This window comes from Nocardia sp. GP40 (assembly GCF_050434125.1).
GTDB lineage: Bacteria > Actinomycetota > Actinomycetes > Mycobacteriales > Mycobacteriaceae > Nocardia > Nocardia albiluteola.
On the sequence record NZ_JBNPVW010000005.1, the window covers coordinates 258469 to 281248 of the forward strand.

Here is a 22780-nt window from a genome sequence, read left to right on the forward strand (position 1 = left end):
CCCTATGCTCCCCTGAAATAGTACTGGACTACTGATCAAGATTTGATAGTTGACTTGCATTGTAGCCATCGGTCCACCCGTACGAGATCGATGCCGTGCCCAGCGCAAGAGAAGTTGCCGTGATCGCATCACTCCAGTGCTGGAGCCAATCGGCAATATGCTTCAGCCCGTCGTGAACCGCCGTCCCCTGAGCTGTATACGCACGCCCCGCCTCACACTCGGCTCCGTTACGTCCGGTGCCGAACAGGTGATCGGGACTGCTGATGGCCTTCGACTGCGTGGTGATAACGCCAGCCGATTCTTGCATGTGACCAGCCAACTTGCCCAAGTCATCCGCACTGACATCTAGTGGCGCGGTCGCCATTGCTCTGTCCCTCCGCTCCCCGAACTGTTTCCTGCCATCGCGTCGTCGACGTACTCGCTCGACTTGCTTACCTGGTTGGACGCACGCCTGGCACAAACGGTTCCGTCAGAGCATAGAAGTTGCGGGAAGCGTCCAGCAACAGTCGATCCCGACCACGTCCGTGGCCCCGCGCCCGGCTGTCTGCGCGCCGAGGGCAACTCGAACCCCATGCCGTGGCAGTAGCTCTGCGCCACCGCTACTCGAGGCCACGTGGTGGTTGGACGGCCTGGAATGTCGGCGGCTCGTTGGTAGGGCTCTGACGCCCTACTTCCCGATCTTCCCGTGATCCGTACGCACCCACTCCGACGTCCCGTCGGAATTGTGGTGGAACTCCCACGCGGAGTAGTCGCCATCATTGTCGACGACGGTGAGGTGGTCGGCGAAGCCGTCGTGGTCCATGTCGGTCCAGACGTCCATGGAGTGGGGGCCCTGGACGGTTTCGGTGTCGGGGTGGCCGTGGCCCGTGAGGTCCTGGGTGGGGTGGTGCATTTCGACCGAGCCCAGGTGGCCGAGGTCGGAGTGGGAGTCTACGTCCGGCATGTCCAGGCCTGGCAGATCGCCTGAGTTGATCATGTACGGCTCCTCGGGACGGGGCTGCGGAAGTAGGGTCCATCCTGACATCCCGGAGGGGCGCGGCGCACCAACTAATCGGCGTTCCTGGGGATAACCGGCCGAATGCGAGGTGAATCATATGCGCGTCGCGCCGGATGGACTGTGGATAACTCCCCCGATCGTCGCCGGGCATGTCGGCGCCTGATGACCGCTATTGCCCCGGACCCTCCGCCGTCGCAGCATCGACTGCACCCGAACTCCACGGACTGCGCCCACGCTCGACAGGCGCCGCCCAACACGCAAAGTGTGCGAGGCAGTCTGCCCCGCACATCTTGCGCGTCCGCACTCGACTCGGTTGCGCGGAGAGTCGACTCAGTCGTGCGGAAAATCCTCGGACGGGTACACGTTCGTCGGCCCGGCGACCGGAGAGACGCTCGGGCCCTGCGGAACCACGATCCACAACGCAACGTAAATGAGGAACTGAGGCCCGGGCAGCAGGCACGAGAGCACGAAGATCAGGCGCACGAGAGTCGCGTCCCAGCCGAAGTATTCGGCGATGCCACCGCATACGCCGGCGATCCACTTGTCGTTGTTCGAACGGGTGAGACGGCGGATTTCACTGGTCATGCCTCTACTCTGCGGTCCCGCGGCCGCCCGCACATCGGGGCGCGAACCCGATCCGCACCCTGATTTCCGCGCCCCGCGCCTCAGGGTGCAACCCGGAGCGCCGCGTCCTCCCGACGAACCTGGCTCACGCCCGCCGAGGCCGATCGCAAGCAGCCCGTACCTGTCGGCGCGGCCCCGTCTGACCGATATCCCACGCAGTTCACTTCGATCGACCGGCCGCTGCCCGGGGCAACGCGGGCCGGGCTCAGCCCGCCACGCCACGCACGGCACACTCTTACCGTGAACGAGCGCACCGCCCCCTTCGATCCGACACGACCGATCGGCAGGTCTTACCGAGCGAGCGGCCCATCAGTACAACGCGCCGCGCGCATGCTGGCACTGGGCGAGGCGCGGTCGTGAGCGAGCTTGCGAGCGAACCAGCAGCACAGGGCGCCGCGCGCACGACGGAGCCGAGCGTCAGCGAGGCGCAGTCGTGAGCGCAACCCTGCACGCCCGGAACCTCTCCGCCGGACACGGTGAGCGGGTCCTGTTCAGCGATCTGGATCTGGTGCTCGCGCCGGGGGACGTGATCGGGCTGGTCGGGGTGAACGGCGCCGGGAAGTCGACACTGTTGCGGATACTTGCCGAGGGTCGCGCGCCCGAGGGCGAGATCGCGCTGAGTCCGCCGGATGCGACGGTCGGGTATCTCGCACAGGAACCCGAGCGGGTGGCAGGGGAGACCGTGCTGCAGTTTCTGGGGCGGCGCACGGGAGTGGCTGCGGCGCAACGCATCATGGACGAGGCCGCCGAGCGGCTGGGCGAGGGCGGGGACGACGACTACTCCCCCGCCCTGGAGCGCTGGCTGGCGCTGGGCGGCGCGGATCTCGAGCAGCGCGCGCAGGAGGTGGCGGTCGAGCTGGGGCTGGCGCAGAGCCTGCCCAACGGGCTGGACACGCCGATGACGGGGTTGTCCGGTGGGCAGGCGGCACGGGCGGGGCTGGCCTCGGTGTTGTTGTCCCGCTTCGACATTCTGCTGCTCGACGAGCCCACCAACGATCTGGACCTGGACGGCCTGGCACGGCTGGAGCAATACGTCACCGGGGTGCGGGCGCCGCTGATGGTGGTCAGCCACGACCGGGAGTTCTTGGCGCGCACGGTGAATCGCATCCTCGAGCTCGACCTTGCGCAGCAGCAGGTGGGTCTCTACGACGGCGGCCACGAGTCCTACCTGGCCGAGCGCGAGATCGCCCGCCGGCATGCCCGCGAGGCCTACGAGGAGTTCGCCGACACCAAAGCCGGTCTCGAAGCGCGGGCGGTGATGCAGCGCAACTGGCTCGAGCACGGCGTGCGCAACGCGCGCCGCAAGGCGAAGAACGACTCGGACAAGGCCGGTCGCAAGATGCGCGCCGAATCCACCGAGAAGCAGGCCTCGAAGATGCGTCAGACGCAGCGCCGGATCGAGCGGCTCGACGTGGTGGAGGAGCCGCGCAAGGAATGGGAGCTGCGGATGGAGATCGCCGCCGCCCCGCGCAGCGGTTCGGTGGTCGCCACCGTCTCGGGCGCGAGCCTCACCCGCGGCGACTTCACACTGGGACCGGTGACCGCACAGGTGGATTGGGGTGATCGCATCGTCCTCACCGGCGCCAACGGCTCCGGGAAGTCCACCCTGCTGGCGCTGCTGCTGGGAAAGATCGTGCCCGACACCGGAACCGCGACGCTCGGGTCGGCGGTGGCCGTCGGCGAGGTCGATCAGGCGCGCGGGCTGTTCCGCGGAAACGCCACGCTGGCGGACACTTTCGGCGCCGAGGTGCCGGACTGGCCGGAGTCCGAGGTGCGCACGCTGCTGGCCAAGTTCGGCCTGCGCGGCCCACATGTGCTGCGCGCCAACGACACCCTCTCCCCCGGCGAGCGCACCCGCGCGGCCCTGGCTCTGCTCCAGGCACGCGGGGTGAACCTGCTCATCCTCGACGAACCCACGAACCACCTGGACCTCCCAGCCATCGAACAGCTCGAGCAGGCCGTCGAATCCTTCACCGGCACCCTGATTCTGGTCACCCACGACCGCCGCATGCTCGACACGGTCCGCGCCACCCGCCGCTGGCACATGGAGGCAGGCAAGCTGGTCGAGGACTGAACCAACCGCGTGTCAGCGGTACCGAGCCGCCAACGGCCCACGTCACCGCCCCTGCTACCGCCTCGGCGAATCGGCGGTCGGTGCGCCGCCGTATCGGGAGCTGCTGAGAGCGCGGTGCCGGATCACCGTAATGGCTTGTGCCACAATAGAAAGTAGCGCCAGAACACTAGCCGGCGGACCTTGACTCCCGGAAGACGGTCCGTGGCGATCCCCCGGACGTCGTGCGTGCTGAGCGGCGGGTCGCCGACCATCGGCATCGCAGTATCGCTGGGCTCGTGTGCGAACCATGGTCGTCGAGTTACCGTGCGCAGCAGGTAGAACGCGAGCGCGTAGACCCGCTGAGCAACCAGTGCGACCACTTCGTATCCCAGGTCCCGCCGATCGACGCGTGGAAGCGCGACGACGGCCAGCACGCCGCCCGGCCGCAGTGCCCGATCCAGCACCGGTAGCACCTCATCGAGCGGAACATGGTGCAGCGCAGTCATCGACACGATGGCGTCGTACCCCTCCGCGGGCAGCGGATGCTCCAGCACATCGCCGAGAATGCACATGACATTGTCCGGCACCCGCCGCTCGGCAAGCTCGATCATGACCGGCGACCGATCGATCGCATCCACCCGCCCGGCCCGCCGCCCCAACTCCGCCGCGAGCGCCCCCGCCCCGCACCCCACCTCGAGCACCCGCGCGCACCCCGGCGGCACCCGCCGCAGCAGCAACCGCCGATAGAACGCGTTGTGATCCCACAAGAACCGTTGCATCAGCCCACCCTGCCAGCTCCCGCACCCCGTGACTATGCGGCTGCTCCCAATCCATAATCCACGGTTCGCAACGGGGCGATCGTGTACGTCCTCGAGGTCGAGGAACTGCGTCACTTCAACCGGTCGAGCGATGGCCCATAGTTCCCCATCACGCCGCCCGTATCTCACGCCACGAGACAGTGAGTAGCGTCCCCGGCACGCGTCGGGAATGGTCGATATATGCCGATTCAACGTCTCAATCATGCCGTGCTGTTCGTCTCCGACGTGGAGCGGTCCGCGGCCTTCTACAGCGAAGTGCTCGGATTTCGTCGGCTGCCGGGCAATTTCCCGGGCGCGGTCTTTCTCCAGGCCGAGGGCTCGGCCAACGATCACGATCTCGGGCTGTTCCAATCGCCGGATCCCTCGACTCCGCATCGCACCGGGCGGGTCGGTCTGTATCACCTGGCCTGGGAGGTGAATACGCTCGCGGAGTTGCAGCGCGTGCGCGAGGCGCTGACGGCGGCGGGCGCTCTCACCGGCGCGTCCGATCACGGATCCACCAAGGCGCTGTACGCCGCCGACCCCGACGGCATCGAATTCGAGGTCTGCTGGCTGGTCCCCGATGCCGCCATCGAGACCGAACTCGCCAACCAGACAGTCGCGTCCGCGCCGCTGGACCTCGCGGCGCTCATCGATACCTACGGCGCCGACACCCTGGGTGGCCCGCGCACCGATCACGCCGTCTGGCAGCGATTGTTCGCCGCGCGGCCGCGCGACTGACGGGTGCTCTACCCGCCGTCGGCGATGGCGGCGATCAGGGTGCGGCCGCCGACGGTCTGGGTGGTGATGATCTGGGTGTAGGTCTTCGGATCCTTCGTGGGCTTCTGCTCGGTGAGGCGGACCTCCCACTGGGTGCCGTCGGGGCTGCCGCGGGTGATCGAGACGCAGTAGCGGGTGCCCACCGGAGTCTTGTTGATGCCGCGCTGAATCTGGTCCGCGGCCGGAACTTTCGCATCGGGCGCGACGACGGCGCGGGCCGCGTAACCCGAACGCTGCACGTAGTAGGCGCGTTCGAAGGCGAGGATCGCATCGGGGGCGGAGCCGGTGCCGCCCGGATCGGTGCCCGAGACGACATCGGCGTCGTGGCGCTGCTCGCACCCGTCGGACGCGATCACACCCGGCACACTCGGCACATCCGACGCTGACGACGACGGGGCGGCCGAGGCGGCCGCCGCACCCGCCAGCGTTGGCGCGGGCGCGCTCAGCATTCCCGGATGACGGTGTTTGCCGGTGTGCAGGACGGTCAGGATCACCGAAACGACGACAATCGCGATACCGGCCAGGATCAGCACGCTGATGATCTTGTCGCGGCTCGGAGGCGCGTTCCCGGTCCGCGGGCGCGCGCGCCGCAGCCGCGACCCCGCGCTGGCGCCGGTCCGGTCGACGATCTTCGGAACCAGGGCGGCATTGTCGGGATCGCCGTAGTCGTACTCGCGCGCCGGCATCGGGGGCGGCGGGGCGGCCGGCTCCGGATTCGGTTGCCGCACACCCTGATCCAGCCATTCCTCCCACCCCCCGGAATGGTCACCCGATCCGGGGATGGGCAGCGGATCGCGCCGCGGCGGCCGGCGCCGAGGGGCGCCGCGACGACTCGGCCGGCGCCGGGCCGGAGGACGCAGCATCGGCAGACCCAGGTCGAACGGGTTGTCCGAGCCCGGATCCGGCGGACCGGAGTCAGGTGGTGTCATCGCCGATCAGAACGAGTCATCGCCGAGATCGCCGATGACGGCGGCCGGGACCATCTCCTCGACGGCGGCCGGCGCGGTCACCCCGAGCTGGCCGTCGCGCTTGGAATCACCGCCGCCCGAGCCCGGCGCGGGCGGCAGTGCCAGCCCCGCCGCGGGCGGCGGAGCCGGGTGGGTGGGCGCGGCGGGAGTGGAGGTGTCGGGCGATGCGGGCGCGGGCTGCGGATCGTGCGCGGGCGCAGGCGTACTCGCGCCCGGCGTCGCGGTATTCGACGACGGCGCGGGCGTGCTGGGCGCGGCCGCCCCCGGCGTGGGCGGAAGGATCGAGGTCGAGGTGCCGGCCGGCGCGGGCGCCGACTGCGCCGCCTGGCCACCGCCGAAGTTGAACAGGCTGGGCTGGGTGCCCGCACCGTTGCCACTGCCACTGCCGCTACCGCTCGGATTGATCAGCTGCGGGATCGCCTGCTCGGCCACCGTGGCGCCCTGGTCGATGGCGTGCTCGCCGACCTCGGCGATCTTGTCGATCAGCTCGCTGCCGATGCTGACGCCCGCGTTGATCGCGTCGGAGCCGACGTTCACGCCCGCGGCCAGCAGCTGCTCCTGCAACTGCAGCTGCGCGGCCGTGGCCGGATCCAGCGGCTTGCTGTTGCCGTTGACAACCTCGTTGGGCGCGCCGGTGTAGCTGTTGTCCGGGCTGTAGCTGTTGTTCGAGCCGTAGTTGCTGCCATTCGAGTCGTAGCTGCTGTTGTTCGACGAGTAGTTGCTCGAATAGGTCGGGGCGGAGCTGTTCGAGTTGTCGTTCAACGACAGATCGGCCGGGGTCGTGACGGTCAGCGGACCCATCGAATTCAATTTCCGCGTGTGCCCGTCCATTTCGGTCTTCGCGGTGTTGACCGCGGTAATCGCCTCGCGCAGCGCCTGGGAGGCACGGGTGATCACCGCATCGGTGTCCGGCGCGGCCTTGGCGTTGTGCAGGATCGTGCGCGCGTCCTGGCGGAAGTCGGCGATGATGCCGTCGACCTTGGTCGCGGCCCGTGCACTGGTGGCCTGCGCCTCGGACAGCACCTGGACGTACTGCGGCCCGCGGTCGGAGATGTCACCGATCTGGGTGCGGGTGGTGCGCAGCGCGGGCACGGCCGCGTCGGCGGCGGGCCCGGACCAGGTCGATTCCAGCGCCTGCATGCCCTCGCGATGCGGAGCCTCGGTGTCGGCGGCCTGCGTGGTGGACCTCGTCAGCGCCGCGACGATGGCCTGATTCGGGGTGCCGGCGCCGGTGCCGAGCGAGGCCCGCAGCGCCAGCAGCGGCTGCACCAGCCGCGCGATGATGGGCGGATCGACATTCGGATCGCTGGTTGTGGTGGTGGACTTGGCGTTCCGGGCCGAAACCGGCGGCCGCCGCCGCAGCCCTGTTCCTCGCCTCATGCCTCCACCTCGCTGGCGCTCGGCTCCGGCATGAGCCGAGGACTCGGCAGCATCATTGTTCGGTCGCTTCGCTCCCTCATGCCTCCACCTCCCTAGCGCTCGGCTCCGGCATGAGCCGAGGACTCGGCAGCATCATTGTTCGGTCGCTTCGCTCCCTCATGCCTCCACCTCGCTGGCGCTCGGCTCCGGCATGAGCCGAGGACTCGGCAGCATCATTGTTCGGTCGCTTCGCTCCCTCATACGAGTGTCTCCCCGGTCTTGGCGATGGCGGTGGCGGTACCGCTGTCGGAGGACTGCATATCGGTGTTGTATCCGCGCAGCACCTGCCCGTAGGCGTGGACCAGCTGGCCCGCGGTGGACAACGCCTGCACGTGCTGCGACACCGCGGCGGTGAACTGGGCCGCGAATTCGGCGCCGACCTCACCCAGGTCGGCCGCCAGCTGTTCGGGATTCACCGCGCCGCCCGCGGCGACCGCCGCCGAGGCCAGCTGCTGTGAAACGGTATCCGCAACCGATGTATAGGCAGCCATGGCCGCCGGATCGAGCTTCAGCGTGTCCACTGTTCCCCCTCACGGAAATCAAGCTTTCGCTGTCGCTTTCACGAGACGAGATCCACCATACGTGGCATTCCGGCGCAGCGCGCTCCGATCCCGCCGATCACTCGGTGTGAAAGCCTCACCCGGTAGTGCGATCGTCTCAGAGGGCGGCGACGCGTTTGGCCAGGTCGTCGGCGAGCTGGCGGGCCCGATCCGGATCGGTGGCCTCGACCATGACGCGGACCAGCTGTTCGGTTCCGCTGGGGCGCAGCAGCACCCGGCCCGAATCGCCCAGGATCGCCTCGGCCTCGGCGACCGCGTCGCGGACCTCCGGCGATGCGGCGACCGCGGCCTTGTCCGAGACCGGGACATTGATCAGCACCTGCGGCACCGTGTCGACCACGCCCGCCAGATCCGCCAGCCCGCGCCCGGTTTCGGCCATGCGGGCCATCAACTTCAGCCCGGTCAGCACGCCGTCGCCGGTGGTGCCGAACTTCGGGAACACCACGTGGCCGGACTGCTCACCACCTAGGGCGTAGCCGCCGCGGCGCAGCTCCTCGAGCACGTAGCGGTCGCCGACAGCGGTGGTGTGCACCGCGATTCCGGCCTCCCGCATCGCGATGTGCAGGCCCAGATTGCTCATCACCGTGGCGACGAGGGTGTCCCGAGCCAGCTCGCCCGCCTCGTGCATGCCCAGCGCCAGCACCGCCATGATCGCGTCGCCGTCCACCACCGCGCCGGTCGCGTCCACGGCCAGGCAGCGGTCGGCGTCGCCGTCCAGGGCAAGGCCCAGATCCGCGCCGTATTCACGCACCGCGCGCTGCACCTGGTCCAGATGTGTGGAACCGCAACGATCATTGATGTTCAGGCCGTTGGGCTCGGCGTTGATGGCGATGACGCGCGCGCCCGCCTCCCGGTACGCCGACGGGCCGACATCCGACGCGGCGCCGTTCGCGCAGTCGAGCACGACCGTCAGCCCGCTCAGGTCGCGGCCCGTGGCCTCCACCAGATGCTCGACGTACCGCTCGTGCGTCCCGGCGAGGCTGTAGTGCGCGTCGACGTGCCCGTCGACGCCGGACTGGCTCAGCACCCGCCCGATCTCGCCGCCGGTCGGGCGCACAAAGCTCTTGGCGCGCACCAACTCCTCGATCCGGTCCTCGATGGCGTCGTCCAGCTTGTGCCCGCCCGCGGCGAAGATCTTGACCCCGTTGTCGGGCATCGGGTTGTGCGAGGCGGAGATGACCACGCCCAGGCACGCGTCGTAGGCGGCGGTCAGATAGGCGACCGCGGGCGTGGGCAGCACGCCCACCGAGAGCACGTCCACCCCGGCCGAGGTCAGTCCGGCGGTCACCGCCGCCTCGAGCATTTCGCCGCTGGCGCGTGGATCGCGGCCCACCACCGCCACCGCCCGCACCTTGCCACGGCTGAGTACCTGCGCGGCCGCGGCGCAAACCTGTAGTGCCAGTTCCGGACTCAGCGAATCGTTGGCCAGCCCGCGGACTCCGTCGGTGCCGAACAAACGTCCCATGAAAACTGCCCCTCATGTGTGGATTTCGGCATCCGCGGGCAGGAACCGCGAACGTCGTATCGTGCAGGCGAGATCCCGCGGACCGGATGCGGGAGATGCCGCGGGGTTCGAGGGTGAATACCGCCGAAACCCTACGCGCACCAGTTCAATACAGCACGAGAGCAGGCACCCCCGGTAGGGGCGGCCTGCTCTCATACATATGACGCGCCGACCGTAACCCGTCCGACACCACAGCGGGTGCCGGACGGGGTGGCCGGAGGATGCAAGATCAGCGCTTCGAGTACTGCGGAGCCTTGCGGGCCTTCTTGAGGCCGTACTTCTTACGCTCGGTCGCACGCGGGTCACGCGTGAGGAAGCCGGCCCGCTTGAGGGCGGGACGATCCTCGGGGGTGACCTCGATCAGCGCGCGGGCGATCGCCAGGCGCAGCGCGCCGGCCTGACCCGACGGGCCGCCGCCGACCAGGCGGGCGTGGATGTCGAACGACTCGGTGCGCTCGACGGTGACCAGCGGGGACTTCACCAGCTGCTGGTGCACCTTGTTCGGGAAGTAGTCCTCGATGCTGCGGTCGTTCAGCTTGAACTGACCGGTGCCCGGCAGCAGTCGCACGCGAACCACGGCCTCCTTGCGGCGGCCGACGGTCTGCACCGGACGGTCGATCACGATCGGGGCGACCGAGACGGACTCGTAGGACTCCTCGTAGCCGGCGCCCTCGTCGACGATCTCGACGGCGGTGTCCTCGACGACGTAGTCGTCGTTGAATTCCTCAGGAGCGGTCACTGGGCCACCTGCTTGATCTCGAACGGAATGGGCTGCTGAGCCGTGTGCGGGTGCGACGGGCCGCCGTAGACCTTGAGCTTGGCGCCGATCTTGTTGCCGAGCTTGTTCTTGGGGATCATGCCCTTGACGGCACGCTCCACCACACGCTCCGGGCGGGTGTCGAGCAGCTGCCCGACAGACCGGGCCTTCAGGCCGCCCGGGAACCCGGAGTGGGTGTACAGCTGCTTGTCCTGCCGCTTGTTGCCGGAGACGGCAACCTTGTCGGCGTTGATGATGATGACGAAATCGCCACCATCGACGTTGGGGGCGTAGGTCGGCTTGTTCTTGCCACGCAGCAGATTCGCTGCCTGCACGGCAAGGCGGCCGAGCACCACGTCAGTGGCGTCGATGACGTACCACTTGCGCGTGGTGTCACCCGCCTTGGGGCTGTACGTAGGCACAGTTTTTCCCTGTCTGTCGTTGTGTTCTACCGGCCAGGCGAGCGGTCGGGCGGCCCCGGCGGCCGGCTGAGACCCGGGGAGCCCGTGGAGACGCACGGGAGAATCCGCGACGTACTACACGCCAGCGGACAACGCTACCAGCCCGGCCGCACGCTCCCGAAATCGATCCCCGGCGCTCGGCTAGATGTGGATCGGCGAGCCGAGGTCGAGACCGTCCGGCTGCTGGACCGGGGCCGCCGATGCGGCCGCCGGCCGGACCGAGCCCGCGCGGGGGCCGATGGCGTCGGCGGCCGGGCCGACCAGTCCGGCGGCCGAATGGATGGCGATGGCGGCCAGCGCGACCGCCCCCACGATCGTCGGCGCGCCGAAAAGGTTGTCCTTGACCTTGTTCCATATCTGACCGGACTGCTCGCCCTCGCCACCGGGCCGGGCCGGGGGTTCGGGGTGACGCGCGCGGGGACCGGACGGTTCGGTGCCGAAACCCATCTTGGTCGTCTGCTTGGTGTCGGCCGGGGAGCCCGGCGCGATAGTCGCGCGGCCGTCCATGGACGCGAAATCGGAGCGCACGTTCGAGACCTGATCGCGGGGGACATGGATGGTCTGTTCGTCGTCCTCCTCGGCGTCGGGCGCGGCATGCCGCCCCGGGGACGCGGGGGACTGCCGCGAATCCGGGACCTGCCCGGTCGGCTCGGGCCCGCGCCGGCCGTGACGGCCGCCCTCGGCTGTCGCGACCACCGCGGAACCCTGCGCGCTCGGCGGGGTGTTCACCAGGTTTTGCGCCCCCGTGCCCGGGCCCGGGTAGGTGCCGCCCGGACGCGCCGGGCCCCGGCCGCCCTGTTGCGCCTGATTCACCGGACGGCCCTGGTCGGGCGGGCGCGGCGGGGCTGCCGCCTGCCCCGGGCCCTGCGGTACCGGCGCCGGTCCGCCCGGACGCGCGGGTTCGGGGCCGTATCCCTGATCGGGGCCCTCGTCGGCGTATTCGCTGTCGGTGACCAGCAGATGCGCCGCGCCCAGCACGAGGGAGTGCATCGGGTGGTCGGCCACGCGCAGCCGGTGCCCGAGATGGTTCTGGAACGCCAGGCGCAGCGCGTCGTTGAAGCACACGTTGCCGGTGAGCAGGACGGTGGAGGTGTCCGCGCGGATCGACCGGGCCGCGGCCATCACCTCGATCACCACGTTGTCGGCATGATGCGCGTCGCGCATGGCATCGGGCGAGATCGGTACGCCGACCGATTCGGTGGGCTGCTCGTCGTCGCCGTTGACCGAGACCACCAGGCACTCGCGGCCGTCGGAGTAGACCCCCGTGGCGCTGGTCGCGGCGCGGCCGGGCTCGGGCGGGGTGACCACGCCCAGGGCGCGCACGTATCCGGACAGCGCCACGGACTCGGGTAGCGGTTCGCAGGCAACGTCCAGCTGTTCGACCAGCCGGGCGTACTCGTCGATCTTCTCGTCCGGCCAGTCGTCCGGATACGGCAGTGCGATCACGTCCGGCTTGCCGCGCACGTACTTGCCGATCGAGGCCAGCGGGTTGTACAGCCGCGCCCGGAACACCAGCTCGGCGGGCCACGTCGCACCCGCGATGCGGATCTGCTTGTGGCCCAGGATGTCGCGAACATCGGATATGGCAATGCCCAGGTCGGAGCGCTGCCTGTCGGAGCCTGCGGTGTGCAGGCGACCGGATGCATCCGCCAGCAGGTACGCGGGCGGGGTGTATGTGCCTTCCACCTGGACCGGGCGGATCGGTATGCCACCGCCACCGCCGGCCACGGACACCACATCCCAGCCGAGATGTACTGCCCCAACTCGAGCCGTCACAGCCACAAGTGTGCCTTCTTCTTCGGCGACACGCGCGACCGGGCAGGTTTATCACCTGGTTGCCGCCGTTTCGCGGGGGTCCGACATTGACTACTCACGAGGAGGACTTCCGCAGCCGCAGCCTCCACCACGTAATGATCGATAGAACTACAGCCAACGCAACGAGCATCCCGATGTCCAGCATCCAGATGTTCGCCGTGTGTTTCCACAGCGCCTCGTGCATCACGTCGCTGTCGGCGGGGTCCAGGGTCTTCAGGTTGACCGTCGAGGCGCCGGCGCCGAAACCCCAGCGCGCGGGGAACAACCAGGCGATCTGCTCGAGTACGACGCGATTGGTCACCGAGATCATGCCGCCCGCCATGACGAGCTGCACCATGATGACGACCACCAGCAGCGGCATCACCTGTTCGCTCGACCTCGCCAGGGTCGACAGAAGCAGGCCGACAATGACGCAGCAGACCGCGGTCGCCGCGATGTCGACGTACAGCTCGATGTTGCCCGAGGGAATCAGCGTGCCGTGCCCCGGCTGCTTCTTGCCGATGAGCACGATCGCGACCAGCACCGCCGCCTGCAGCATCGCGGCGAAGCCGAAAATCGTGATCTTGGCCATCAGATACGACCAGGGCCGCAGCCCAACGGCCCGCTCGCGCTGGAAGATCGGGCGTTCGCCGACCAGATCGCGCACGGTCAGCGTGGATCCCATGAAGCAGGCGCCCAGCACCAGCACGACGAGCAGCTGCAGTGACTCGGTACCGCCGGACGGTATGAAAGCGATGCCGCCGTGCCCGTCGCTCACCTGGGTGAGCGCGCCCTTGGAAAATCCGTTCTTCCCCGGCACCACCAGGGACAGCCCGCCCAGCACGAACGGCAGGATCGCGAGGAACGCCAGGTACCCCCGATCGGCCAGGATCAGCCGGACCTGCCGCCGGGCCAGGGTCGAGAACTGTTTGCGCGCACTGGTCTTCGGCGGCCGCCCGACATCGCCGCGCGGCGCGGGCGGTGGTGGCGGCGGCACCGCGGCCTGCCGCGAGCGGTAGTTCGCGAACGCGCCGTCGGGGTCGGCCGCGACCCGCGCGAAGATGTCCGCCCAATCGCTGGTGCCCAGCACCTCGCCGACCGCGCCGGGATGCCCGAAGTACGCGGTCTTGCCGCCGGGCGCGAGCAGCAACACCTGATCGCACATGTCCAGGCAGGCCACCGAGTGGGTCACCACGATGACGGTGCGCCCGGCGTCGGCCAGCTCCCGCAGCATCGTCATGACCTGGCGGTCCAGCGCCGGGTCCAGGCCGGAGGTCGGCTCGTCCAGCAGCAGCAGCGCCGGGCCGGTGAGCAGTTCCATGGCCACCGAGGCGCGCTTGCGCTGGCCGCCCGAGAGGCGGTCCACGCGGGTGTCGGCGTGCTCGGTGAGCGAGAGTTCCTGCAGCACACCGTCGATGACCTGGCGGCGGTCGGCCTTGGTGGTGTCGGGGGGCAGCCGCAGCTCGGCGGCGAAGCCCAGGGCCTGGCGCACGGTGAGCTGACGGTGCAGCACGTCGTCCTGGGGGACCATGCCGATACGACTGCGCATGGCCTGGTATTCGGCGTGCAGGTTACGGCCCTCGAAGGTGACCACGCCCGCGGACGGATGGGTCGCTCCCGCAACGAGTTTGGACAGCGTCGACTTGCCCGCGCCGGACGGCCCGATCAGCGCGGTCAGTGTGCCGCGCCCGGCCTGCATGTTGACATCGACCAGCAGCTGCTTGCGGCCCTCGACGGTGAAGCCGACGCCGTGCACGTCCAGGCCCTGTTCGGCCACGGGCTTCTGGCGCAGCGCCAGCGTGCCGTCCTGCACCAGGAAGTCGGCGTTGCCGATGGTGACGATATCGCGCTCTCGCAACGTCGTTCGCTGTTCGCGGCTGCCGTTGACGAAGGTGCCGTTGGCCGAGCCGAGGTCCTCGATGACCAGCCCCTCGGGCCCCTTGACCAGGCGGGCGTGCCGACGGGAGGCCAGCGGGTCGTTGACGACGATCTGGTTGTCGCTGGTGCGGCCGAGGGTGAGGCCGCCCGGCGGAATCCGGTCGGCGCGCGCGACGGGACCGGTGGAGGCGCGCGCCCGCATCGGCGGGAGCATCGAGGCATCGGCCTTGGTCGTCATGTTCAGGTTCGCCGCGCCCGCGTTCGCCGCAACTGGTTGCGACGGGCGGGCATTCGGGGAAGCGGGAGGCTGCGGTGCGGACGGGGGGACCCGATCCTGGGGCCGGCCCGCGAGGCCCTGCTGCCCGGACGCCGGTGCGGCCGAATTTTGTTGCTGGCCGGCGAGGCCCTGCCCGGATGCCGGTGCGGCGGGGGGCTGCTGCGGCGGGGCCGGGGGGCGCTGCAGAGCGGCGGCCGGCGCGGGCGGCCACTGGGGAGCGGGCTGTTGCACGCCCGGCGCCGGCGTCGACGGGTGCTGCCGGCCCGGCTGCTGCAGACCCTGTGCGGGCGTCGGCGGACGCTGCGGCGGGGCCATCTGCCCCTGCGGCGCGATCTGGCCCGGCGGCGTCGATCCCTGCGGCGGCATCGCGCCGTAGGGTGAATTCCCAAGTCCCTGCGGCACATTCCCCGGCCCCCGCGGCGGAGTCATCGCTCCTTGCGGCCCACCCGCACCCAGTGGCGGAGTCAACGAACCCTGCGGGGGCATCCCCGGCGACTGCGGCGTACCCACTCTCTGCGGCGGCATGGCGGGACGCTGCGCGGGCGGCACGGGACGCTGCGGCGGGACAACCGAGCCCTGCGGGGGCCCGGAATACTGTGCCGGGGGCACCGGCGCATTGGGGAATTGCATCGCGGGCCCCGGACGCTGCTGCGGCGGGGCGGGAGGACGCTGCGGTGCGGGCTGCGGCGCGCCGTCCGGCAGCAGCTGTAGCAATGGCCCGTCGATCGCGTTGCCCAGCCGCACCTGAGTCGCCCGGCCGATGTGCACCGGCCCGGTGACCCGCTGCGCGTCGACGAACACGCCGTTGGTACTTCCGTTGTCGGACAGGATCCAGCCGCTACCCTGCCAGCTGAGTGTCGCGTGGACCCGGGAGATCAGCGGACTGTCGACGAACAGCGTGACCTCCGGCGCGCGGCCGATGGTGATCTGCTGACCTGCGTTGAAGCCCCTATCGACTCCCTCATAGCGCACGGTGATCCGCTGTGCCCCCGGTGATGACATGTGCCGGATAATATGCGAAAGCTCGGACATCGGTGGAGTGCATATTTTCTCGCGCACCCGCCCGCAACGGATCCGCGACCGCCCAGGGGAGGACGTACAAGTGGCGAAACGCCAGGTGATGGCGGCGTTTGCCGCGCTGGGGCTCGCGGTCACGGTGCTCACCGGCTGCACCTCGACCGTCGTCGGGCGCGCGGTATCCATCTATCAGGATCCGTTCCTGGTCGCGGGACTGCCCACCACGAGCGGTCCGAGTGGCCCGCGGCCCGGAGCGCCGGACAGCACGCTGACCGCCGCCGGCGGCGACCGCGGCGAGTTCGACACGCTCGCCCTGAACGCCGTCGAGGACATCCAAAGCTATTGGCAGGACGAGTATCACAAGGATTTCGACGGTACGTTCGCCCCGGTCACCACGCTGCACTCCTGGGACGCCAAGTCCACCGTGAACAGCCCGTTCTGCGGGCAGTCCACCCTGCGCCTGGTGAACGCGGCGTACTGCCGGCTGGACAATTCTATCGGGTGGGATCGCGGCGTGCTGCTGCCGCTGATGTCCGCGAGCTTCGGCAAAATGGCGATCGTCATGGTGCTGGCCCACGAGTACGGCCACGCGATCCAGAACATGGCGCACACCGTCGAGGACAAGACCCCGGTGATCGTCAAGGAGCAGCAGGCCGATTGCTTCGCCGGGGTGTTCATGCAGCATGTGGCACAGGGCGGTTCGAAGCACTTCACGCTCAACACCTCCGACGGCTTGAACAGCGTGCTGGCCGCCACGGTGGCGATCCGCGACGCCAACCCCGGCGACGTCGAGTCGGTGCACGGCTCGGCCTTCGAGCGGGTGAGCGCGGTGCAGATCGGATTCACCGACGGCCCCAAAGCCTGCGGAGCCATCGACATGACGGATGTGAACAACCGCCGCCGGGGCCTGCCGCAGTCCTACGGCGACGATCCCACGCACGGCGAACTGCCCATCACCAAGGACAATCTCATCGAGCTCGGCAAGGCCATGGCCTCGATCATTCCGGTCTCGGACGAGCCGTCCTACGACTATCACGGCGCCCGGATGGGGTGCTCGGACGCCACCGACACCGAGCCGGTGACCTACTGTCCCGCAACGAATACCATCGGCACCGACGTACCTGGCCTGGCCACCCGCGGCGCGGCGAATGCCGATGACCAGAACGGCTTTCCGACCCGCATCGCGGGCGACTACAACGCCTACGTGGTGTTCGTGTCCCGGTACACCCTTGCGGTGCAACACAATCTGCACGAACAGCTGTCGGGCGCGAAGACCGGCCTGCGCGCGGCCTGCCTGTCCGGGGTCATCACCGCCAAGCTGGGCGATCCGACCCGCACCGCGGCCACCGGCGATATCGCCCTGTCTCCCGGCGATCTCGACAAGGCGGTCTCGGGCCTGCTCACCGACGGCCTGGCCGCCAGCGACGTCGCGGGAAAGACCGTCCCCAGTGGATTCTCGCGCGTGGATGCCTTCCGCGCGGGGGTGCTGGGCACCCAGCAGACGTGCGAGTCCCGGTACGAGTAGCCCGGAATCGGTTGGGGCTCAGCCGAAGGGCGGCGGCGCGGCCGGATCGAAGCGCAGCACGCGGTTGCCCAGCATGACCTCGGTACCGTACGTCAGGGCCAGGGGCTGGCCGGGCTGCAGGCGGATCCAATCGTAGCCGGGCGGCCGGGCCTGCGTGCCGTTGGTCGAGCCGCGGTCCACGAGCGTGACATCCCAGTTCACCAGGCGGATCTCGGCATGCGCGCGGGACATGCCACCGGAATTGTCCTCGATCTGGAACGGCGCCAGGCCCTGCCGGGCGGCATCGGAGTTCTGCGGGTCCCGGCCCAGCACCGTGTCCGAGACCAGGGTGAACGTGGTGCCGTCGTCGAGCACCAGCGTGCCCAGGGCCGGACGCAGCACCTCCGCGAGCTGCTGGGTCTGATCCACCGGCATCCCGCAGACCGTGCAGAACGCCGAGCGCGGATCGCTGGGATGCGCTCGCGCACACTTGAATCCCAGCACCCGCACGCCCGGCGCGGCCGCACGGTCGGGCTTGGCCGGATATCCCTGCGGGTTCGAATCGGGCGAGCCGTGCCGGCCCTGTTCGGTGGGCATGCTGTGCGCGTCGGACTGCTGTGAGAACGGCGGGGGCTGCTGGAAGAGCGGTTGTTGCGGCAACGGCGGGGGCTGCGGCATGGGCGACGGCGCGGGTTGCGGCACAGGCGGCTGCGGCGACAGCAGGGGTTGCGGCACGGACGGCTGCGGCGACAACAAGGGTTGCGACACGGACGGCTGCGGCGACAGCGGGGGCTGCTGCGACTGGAAATCCGCAGGTCGACCGAGCTGGGTCTGCGCCAGGCGCCGCAGGTCCACCGCGGGCTGCGGCACCGAAACCGGCGCAACCGAAACCGGCGTAACCTCGACATCTCGCGCCCGTGACCGCCGTCCCTCGAACCAGATCACCGCCCCGGACGCGAGCGCCACACCCTCGACCAGGGAGCCGATTCCACGCCCGGGCAGCTCCGGGGCGCGACCGGGCTCCTCGTCGACGAAGATCGCCGCCGCCCGCGCGGGCGCCTCGGCGATCCGATCGACGGTGAAGGCCGCATCCGCGCCGCGCAAATAGTCGACGCCGGTCTCACCGGCCAGCACCGCGGTAACCGCGCCGTGCAGGAAGATCGCCACCCCTCCGGTATCGGCCTGCGACACGATCCCGAGGTCGATCCGGTTGCCCGGTTCGCTTATCAGCCAGTCCGTGACCTGCTGGGCGATGAGCCGCCCGGGCCCGCCGGGGCTCTGCTCGGCCGCCTCGAAGGCCAGCTGCGACAGCGCCTCGGCCGCGCGCATGGCCGCGGAATCATCGCGCACGGGACCGCCCTCACGGTGTGCGACCAGCACGAAGACGCCCGCCACGCGAACCACGACATGGTTTCCGGAGACGACCTCGACCTGCCGATCCCTCACAGGAATCGGCCCCTGAGGCACAGGCCCCCGATCGTCGTCAGCACACGCAACAGGTTAAAGCACCGGCACACCGCGAGTCCGGCGCTCCCGGCATTGCTATCGTACGAACCGCCCTGGAGGGAGAAGGATGCAGGCCACTCCGGCGCCGCAGTGTGCCGCCGCACTCGTCGCGAGTGCCCTGATGATCATTGTCAGTGGTTGCGGGGCAATGGTTTCCGGCACACCGGAGCGGCAGGAGACCAACATGTCGCGACTGGATGTCGGCCACTACCGGATCGTCCCGCGCGCGCTCGGCGACGCGCTGAACAACCGCCAGGCACGCATCCGCGAGTCGCAGCGGCTGGCCGATTACGTCGCGTTGCCGTCCGAGGCGGATCCCGCCCTGACCCAGCTGCAGGACTCCGGGCTCGTGATCGACCACAACGGCCTGGACGGCATCCTGGTCAACGACACCTTCGAGGCCGATACCCCGGGCCTGCGGGGCGGATGGGTTGTCACAGGGCAGATCCCGCCCACCACCGGATCCGCGCCGCCGGCGCGCACGATGAGCATCGCGGTCATCGAGCTCCCGGACGCCGCCCGCGCCACCGCCGCCGGATCGGCGCTCGAGCACGACGACTTCACCTTCGCGCCGGCCAATCAACCCGTGCCGATGCCGAAATATCCACAGGCCCGGGCACATTGGCAGCCGACGGTGGCCTCGCTGGGCACCTGGCTCACGCACGGCTCGTTCGTGGTGTTCGTCAAGGTGGACGCGCCCGCGGCACCCCCCGACCTCGGCGCCCTCATCGACCGCACGCAGCGGGCGCTGGACGCGGAACTGCCACTGCTGGACGACTTTTCGCCAACCCCGGCCGATCGTTTCGAGCACCTCCCGCTCGATCCGGACGGACTGCTCGGACACACACTGCCCTCGGCGCGGCAGACGACCCGCCAGGTCCCGGACGGCGTCTACGCCGGGCGCGGCGCGATCGAACAGCTCGACGATCCGGACATCCGGACGCTGACGACGGGAGACATCGATCGCGCCGCCATCGGGGGCGCCAAGGTCTTCCACAGCCGCACCGGCGCGGCGTCGCGCGCGCTCTGGGCGCGCTGGCGGCCGGCATCGCGCGACCATCTCCTCCCCCCGCCGCCGGGAATCCCGGGCAATATCGAATGCTTTTCCGACACACAGGAATCCGAGCCGGACACCGACGAATGCGTCTTCCAGCTCGACCGCTACACGGTCCTGGCGAAGGACCCGAACCTCGATGTACTGCACCAGAAGGTGGCGGCGCAGTACGTCCTGCTGACGGATCGATGAGGCGCATGCGAGAGCGAATCCGCCGCTTCCGGGTCGTCGTCCTCACGACGATTCTGGCCGCCGCGATCGCGACCGTCACCGGCACCCTGACCTCCTCCGTCGTGCCCGGCCACGCCGTCGCGGGGATGACGGGCACCGAGCTGCGCACGCTCAATGTCGGCCCGTACGTCGCGAATCCGGCCGACTACCGCCCGGAGACCGACTCGGCCGACGAGGTCTACCGGCTCGAGGCGCGCCGCATGTTCGGCTATCTGGCCGACCCGTCCGATATCGATCCGGACCTGAATTTCGCCTCGGACGTCGAGAGCATCGACAGCGACGCCGTGGGAATCCTGGACAACGATCATCTGCTGCCACAGGCATTCGCCTCGATCGCCCCCGCGCACAGCCTCATCGGCGGCGTCATGCTGGGGCGCAACAACCGGAGCCTGCGCGCGCGCCGAGCCGCCGACATCGCCCTGCTGCGCTTCGGCGATCCGGCCGCGGCCCAGGCGGCGGCGGGGGATCTCAACGGCGCCATGGGATCTCCCGGACGTCACCCCCTGCCCGTCGCCGAGCCGAATGCCCCGGCCGGATCGGCCGACGACGCGACCGGTCAGCTCCTCGCGGTGCGCGGCGCGTACCTCGTGCTGATCCAGGCCGTGCTCCCGCGGCCGGATCCGGTCGCGCTGGCGGCCCGGCTGACCGCGCTGGCGCGGGCCCAGTTCGCGGCAATGGCGAGCCTGACACCCACACCGCTACAGGACATCCCGGGACTCGAGGCGGACCGGGACGCGATGCTGCGACGCACACTGGCCGATCCCCGCAGCGTGGTGGCGCCCAGCGACTACTCGCTCGACAACCTCGAGGGCGTCTACGATCCCGGCGCCGCACTGCATTTCGAGGACGACGCCGGCCTGATGCGCCGGGCGTTCGCCGCCGACGGCGTCGACCTCGTCGCCCAGAACGCCGGAAAGATCTACCGCACAAGGGATCTCGATTCGGCATTCCGGCTGCAGGCGACGCTGACCCTCGTCGGGCACGACGACCAGGAGCTCGCGAACCCGCCGGGCATCACCGATGCGCACTGTGTCGAGCGGGACGAGGCGGATCCCGTGACCAACGCCCGCTCGATCTGCGCGGTGGTCTACGGGCGCTATGTCGGCCTGGTCGGGTCCGCGGACACCCTGGAGGGCCGGACCGAACAGGGGCTGTATCAGCGTGCGGCCGCGCAGTATTCGATCCTGGCCGGGAGCCGGTAACCCACGGATGTTGCCAGCCGCGAGAGCCCGCGCGGCGACCCCCGGTGCGGTACTTTTGATCGGTTACCTGGAGGAACCGGGGGTCCCGCAATGCGCCTCACGACACGCCACATACAGGCGTCGCTGACCGCGGCCGCAGCCGTCGCGCTCCTGGCCGGATGCGGGGTGAAGGGCACGCCGACCGCCGCCGAACTCGATGTCCGCACCCTGAATGTCGGCAGCTTCGCCGTGGACAAACACTCCTACACCCAGACCGCCGGCACTGCCGGTGCGCTGGCGGAGGGCATGCGGATGTCGCGGGCGGTGGTTCCGGCGGTGGCGATCGACCCGTCGCTGGTGGTCGGCCAGGGCGGGCGCGTCGTGGCGGACGACACCGAGGCCACCACCCGCCTGCTCGCCGTGGTGTCCAAGCCGATCCTGGACAAGGAGAACCTGCTCGCCGGCTACACCACCTCCGGCGCCGACAAGGCCGACGAGCCCGGCAGCGGCGTCGCCACCTCCGACACCACCTCGGTCACCGACTTCGTGATGCGATTCCCGGACGCCGACACCGCGACGCGCGCCGCGGGCGAGCTCGAGGACGCCGATTTCGGTGTCGACCCCGTCGACAACCAGAAGCTCACCCTGCCGAAGTATCACGATGCCTTCATCCACTGGCGCCCCGGCATCAACAACGTCGGGGCCTTCCTGGCGCACAAGGACTTCGTGATCTCGCTGTTCGTCGAGCGGCCCAAGCCGGACGATCAGGATCTGCTGGCGTGGGTGAGCAAGTGCTTCGACGCCCAGGTCCCCGCGCTGGACGCGTTCACCGCCACGCCGGCCGATCGGCTGGCCGGCCTGCCGCTGGATCCGGACGGCCTGCTGGCCCGTGCGGTGGTGCGCGACCGCACCGCGATCACGCCCGACCGGGATCGCTTCGCCAGCTACGGCCCCAACGATTTCATCGATAACGGCCAGGACGAGGCGGGGCGCCGGAAACTGGCCGCCGATACCGGCCTGGATGCGGTCGCCATCGCCGACACCAGCACGGTGCTGCGCGTGCGCGACGCCCCGGCGGCCGGGCGTCTGGTCAACGGCCTGGTCGCCGCCACGGACACGACCTACGAGTCGGCCGACGCTCCCGCGCAGCTACCGGGCGCCCGGTGCCTGCAGCTGAGCAGCAGCGGCGACAGCACCCGGCAGTTCTCGTACCGCTGCTTCATCACCCACGGCCGGTACGTCGAGGTGGTCGTGAGCAACGACCGCTCCGATATCCGGACCCGAGCCGCGGCCGCATATGCGCTGCTGGCCAACAGCCTGTGAACGCGTACAGGGGTTAACTTCAGACCCGGCCACCGTCGGCCGGGTGTGTAGGATACCGACGGGCCGTCGCCGAGCGGGTGGACGCGGCCGTGTTC

19 protein-coding genes and 1 pseudogene are annotated in these 22780 nt (G+C 69.7%); 6 read left to right on the top strand and 14 right to left on the bottom strand.

The window, feature by feature from the left end; all coding sequences use genetic code 11:
- Window positions 1-28 precede the first annotated feature (28 nt).
- The 3 genes from ABH933_RS17670 to ABH933_RS17680 all read right to left on the bottom strand — a co-directional run bounded on the left by ABH933_RS17670 (window position 29) and on the right by ABH933_RS17680 (window position 1582).
- Window positions 29-364: a hypothetical protein gene (locus ABH933_RS17670; RefSeq protein ID WP_429420629.1), complete on the bottom strand. Its 336-nt coding sequence runs from the start codon at window positions 362-364 to the stop codon at window positions 29-31.
- A 303-nt stretch (window positions 365-667) separates the two neighbouring features.
- Window positions 668-976 carry a DUF6802 family protein gene (locus tag ABH933_RS17675; protein ID WP_215916410.1) on the bottom strand — a complete coding sequence of 103 codons (309 nt, stop codon included), beginning with the start codon at window positions 974-976 and terminating at the stop codon, window positions 668-670.
- Between the two features lie 351 nt (window positions 977-1327).
- Window positions 1328-1582 (bottom strand): PspC domain-containing protein, encoded by a 255-nt coding sequence (locus tag ABH933_RS17680; RefSeq protein ID WP_429420627.1) that lies wholly within the window; start codon window positions 1580-1582, stop codon window positions 1328-1330.
- 472 nt (window positions 1583-2054) lie between these two features.
- Between ABH933_RS17680 and ABH933_RS17685 the strand changes: the two genes are divergently transcribed.
- Window positions 2055-3695, top strand: coding sequence for an ABC-F family ATP-binding cassette domain-containing protein (locus ABH933_RS17685; protein ID WP_429420624.1), 1641 nt, complete (start codon window positions 2055-2057; stop codon window positions 3693-3695).
- 122 nt (window positions 3696-3817) lie between these two features.
- On the opposite strand, the gene ABH933_RS17690 is transcribed toward ABH933_RS17685, so the two are convergent.
- Entirely contained in the window at window positions 3818-4453 is a 636-nt protein-coding gene (locus ABH933_RS17690) for a class I SAM-dependent methyltransferase (RefSeq protein WP_429420622.1), read from the bottom strand.
- Window positions 4454-4672: 219 nt separating this feature from the next.
- On the opposite strand from ABH933_RS17690, the gene ABH933_RS17695 reads away from it, so the two are divergent.
- Window positions 4673-5212, top strand: a complete 540-nt coding sequence (locus ABH933_RS17695) for a VOC family protein (protein ID WP_429420620.1) — start codon at window positions 4673-4675, stop codon at window positions 5210-5212.
- 8 nt (window positions 5213-5220) lie between these two features.
- Here ABH933_RS17695 and ABH933_RS17700 read toward each other — a convergent pair whose 3' ends face one another.
- From ABH933_RS17700 to ABH933_RS17740, 9 genes and pseudogenes are all read right to left on the bottom strand, one after another.
- Window positions 5221-6180 (bottom strand): hypothetical protein, encoded by a 960-nt coding sequence (locus ABH933_RS17700; protein WP_429420618.1) that lies wholly within the window; start codon window positions 6178-6180, stop codon window positions 5221-5223.
- A gap of 6 nt (window positions 6181-6186) precedes the next feature.
- Window positions 6187-7599, bottom strand: coding sequence for a hypothetical protein (locus ABH933_RS17705; protein ID WP_429420616.1), 1413 nt, complete (start codon window positions 7597-7599; stop codon window positions 6187-6189).
- Window positions 7600-7835: 236 nt separating this feature from the next.
- Entirely contained in the window at window positions 7836-8159 is a 324-nt protein-coding gene (locus ABH933_RS17710; RefSeq protein WP_215916403.1) for a hypothetical protein, read from the bottom strand.
- Between the two features lie 136 nt (window positions 8160-8295).
- Window positions 8296-9663, bottom strand: coding sequence for a phosphoglucosamine mutase (gene glmM, locus ABH933_RS17715; RefSeq protein WP_429420614.1), 1368 nt, complete (start codon window positions 9661-9663; stop codon window positions 8296-8298).
- Window positions 9664-9931: 268 nt separating this feature from the next.
- Complete coding sequence (rpsI, locus tag ABH933_RS17720) at window positions 9932-10384, bottom strand: 30S ribosomal protein S9 (protein ID WP_429420874.1); 453 nt, start codon at window positions 10382-10384, stop codon at window positions 9932-9934.
- Window positions 10385-10437: 53 nt separating this feature from the next.
- The gene (gene rplM / locus ABH933_RS17725) at window positions 10438-10881 is read right to left on the bottom strand and encodes a 50S ribosomal protein L13 (protein ID WP_215916401.1); all 444 of its coding nucleotides are present in this window, start codon (window positions 10879-10881) and stop codon (window positions 10438-10440) included.
- 180 nt (window positions 10882-11061) lie between these two features.
- The gene (locus ABH933_RS17730; protein WP_429420612.1) at window positions 11062-12696 is read right to left on the bottom strand and encodes a hypothetical protein; all 1635 of its coding nucleotides are present in this window, start codon (window positions 12694-12696) and stop codon (window positions 11062-11064) included.
- Between the two features lie 94 nt (window positions 12697-12790).
- A complete protein-coding gene (locus ABH933_RS17735; protein WP_429420872.1) occupies window positions 12791-15184 on the bottom strand; it encodes an ATP-binding cassette domain-containing protein in 2394 nt (797 codons plus the stop codon).
- 429 nt (window positions 15185-15613) lie between these two features.
- Window positions 15614-16072, bottom strand: a pseudogene (locus ABH933_RS17740) (FHA domain-containing protein); the annotation flags it as partial.
- Between ABH933_RS17740 and ABH933_RS17745 the strand changes: the two are divergent.
- Window positions 15990-17411, top strand: coding sequence for a neutral zinc metallopeptidase (locus tag ABH933_RS17745; RefSeq protein WP_429420870.1), 1422 nt, complete (start codon window positions 15990-15992; stop codon window positions 17409-17411). The pseudogene ABH933_RS17740 and the gene ABH933_RS17745 overlap by 83 nt on opposite strands.
- An 18-nt stretch (window positions 17412-17429) precedes the next feature.
- Here ABH933_RS17745 and ABH933_RS17750 read toward each other — a convergent pair whose 3' ends face one another.
- Window positions 17430-18836, bottom strand: a complete 1407-nt coding sequence (locus ABH933_RS17750; RefSeq protein ID WP_429420610.1) for an FHA domain-containing protein — start codon at window positions 18834-18836, stop codon at window positions 17430-17432.
- A 127-nt stretch (window positions 18837-18963) separates the two neighbouring features.
- On the opposite strand from ABH933_RS17750, the gene ABH933_RS17755 reads away from it, so the two are divergent.
- The 3 genes from ABH933_RS17755 to ABH933_RS17765 all read left to right on the top strand — a co-directional run bounded on the left by ABH933_RS17755 (window position 18964) and on the right by ABH933_RS17765 (window position 22685).
- Window positions 18964-20142 (top strand): DUF7373 family lipoprotein, encoded by a 1179-nt coding sequence (locus ABH933_RS17755; protein ID WP_429420608.1) that lies wholly within the window; start codon window positions 18964-18966, stop codon window positions 20140-20142.
- 5 nt (window positions 20143-20147) lie between these two features.
- A complete protein-coding gene (locus ABH933_RS17760; RefSeq protein WP_429420606.1) occupies window positions 20148-21383 on the top strand; it encodes a DUF7373 family lipoprotein in 1236 nt (411 codons plus the stop codon).
- Between the two features lie 90 nt (window positions 21384-21473).
- Window positions 21474-22685 carry a DUF7373 family lipoprotein gene (locus ABH933_RS17765; protein WP_429420604.1) on the top strand — a complete coding sequence of 404 codons (1212 nt, stop codon included), beginning with the start codon at window positions 21474-21476 and terminating at the stop codon, window positions 22683-22685.
- Window positions 22686-22780 lie beyond the last annotated feature (95 nt).

Bases quoted from the DNA above. Each gene is read 5' to 3' on its own strand.
- ABH933_RS17690 (WP_429420622.1), bottom strand. From the start codon at position 4,453: ATGCAACGGTTCTTGTGGGATCACAACGCGTTCTATCGGCGGTTGCTG.
- ABH933_RS17700 (WP_429420618.1), bottom strand. From the start codon at position 6,180: ATGACACCACCTGACTCCGGTCCGCCGGATCCGGGCTCGGACAACCCG.
- ABH933_RS17735 (WP_429420872.1), bottom strand. From the start codon at position 15,184: ATGGCCCCGCCGCAGCGTCCGCCGACGCCCGCACAGGGTCTGCAGCAG.
- ABH933_RS17745 (WP_429420870.1), top strand. From the start codon at position 15,990: ATGGCGGCGTTTGCCGCGCTGGGGCTCGCGGTCACGGTGCTCACCGGC.
- ABH933_RS17695 (WP_429420620.1), top strand. From the start codon at position 4,673: ATGCCGATTCAACGTCTCAATCATGCCGTGCTGTTCGTCTCCGACGTG.
- ABH933_RS17675 (WP_215916410.1), bottom strand. From the start codon at position 976: ATGATCAACTCAGGCGATCTGCCAGGCCTGGACATGCCGGACGTAGAC.
- ABH933_RS17680 (WP_429420627.1), bottom strand. From the start codon at position 1,582: ATGACCAGTGAAATCCGCCGTCTCACCCGTTCGAACAACGACAAGTGG.
- ABH933_RS17760 (WP_429420606.1), top strand. From the start codon at position 20,148: ATGCGAGAGCGAATCCGCCGCTTCCGGGTCGTCGTCCTCACGACGATT.
- ABH933_RS17705 (WP_429420616.1), bottom strand. From the start codon at position 7,599: ATGAGGCGAGGAACAGGGCTGCGGCGGCGGCCGCCGGTTTCGGCCCGG.
- glmM (WP_429420614.1), bottom strand. From the start codon at position 9,663: ATGGGACGTTTGTTCGGCACCGACGGAGTCCGCGGGCTGGCCAACGAT.
- ABH933_RS17755 (WP_429420608.1), top strand. From the start codon at position 18,964: ATGCAGGCCACTCCGGCGCCGCAGTGTGCCGCCGCACTCGTCGCGAGT.
- ABH933_RS17765 (WP_429420604.1), top strand. From the start codon at position 21,474: ATGCGCCTCACGACACGCCACATACAGGCGTCGCTGACCGCGGCCGCA.
- ABH933_RS17670 (WP_429420629.1), bottom strand. From the start codon at position 364: ATGGCGACCGCGCCACTAGATGTCAGTGCGGATGACTTGGGCAAGTTG.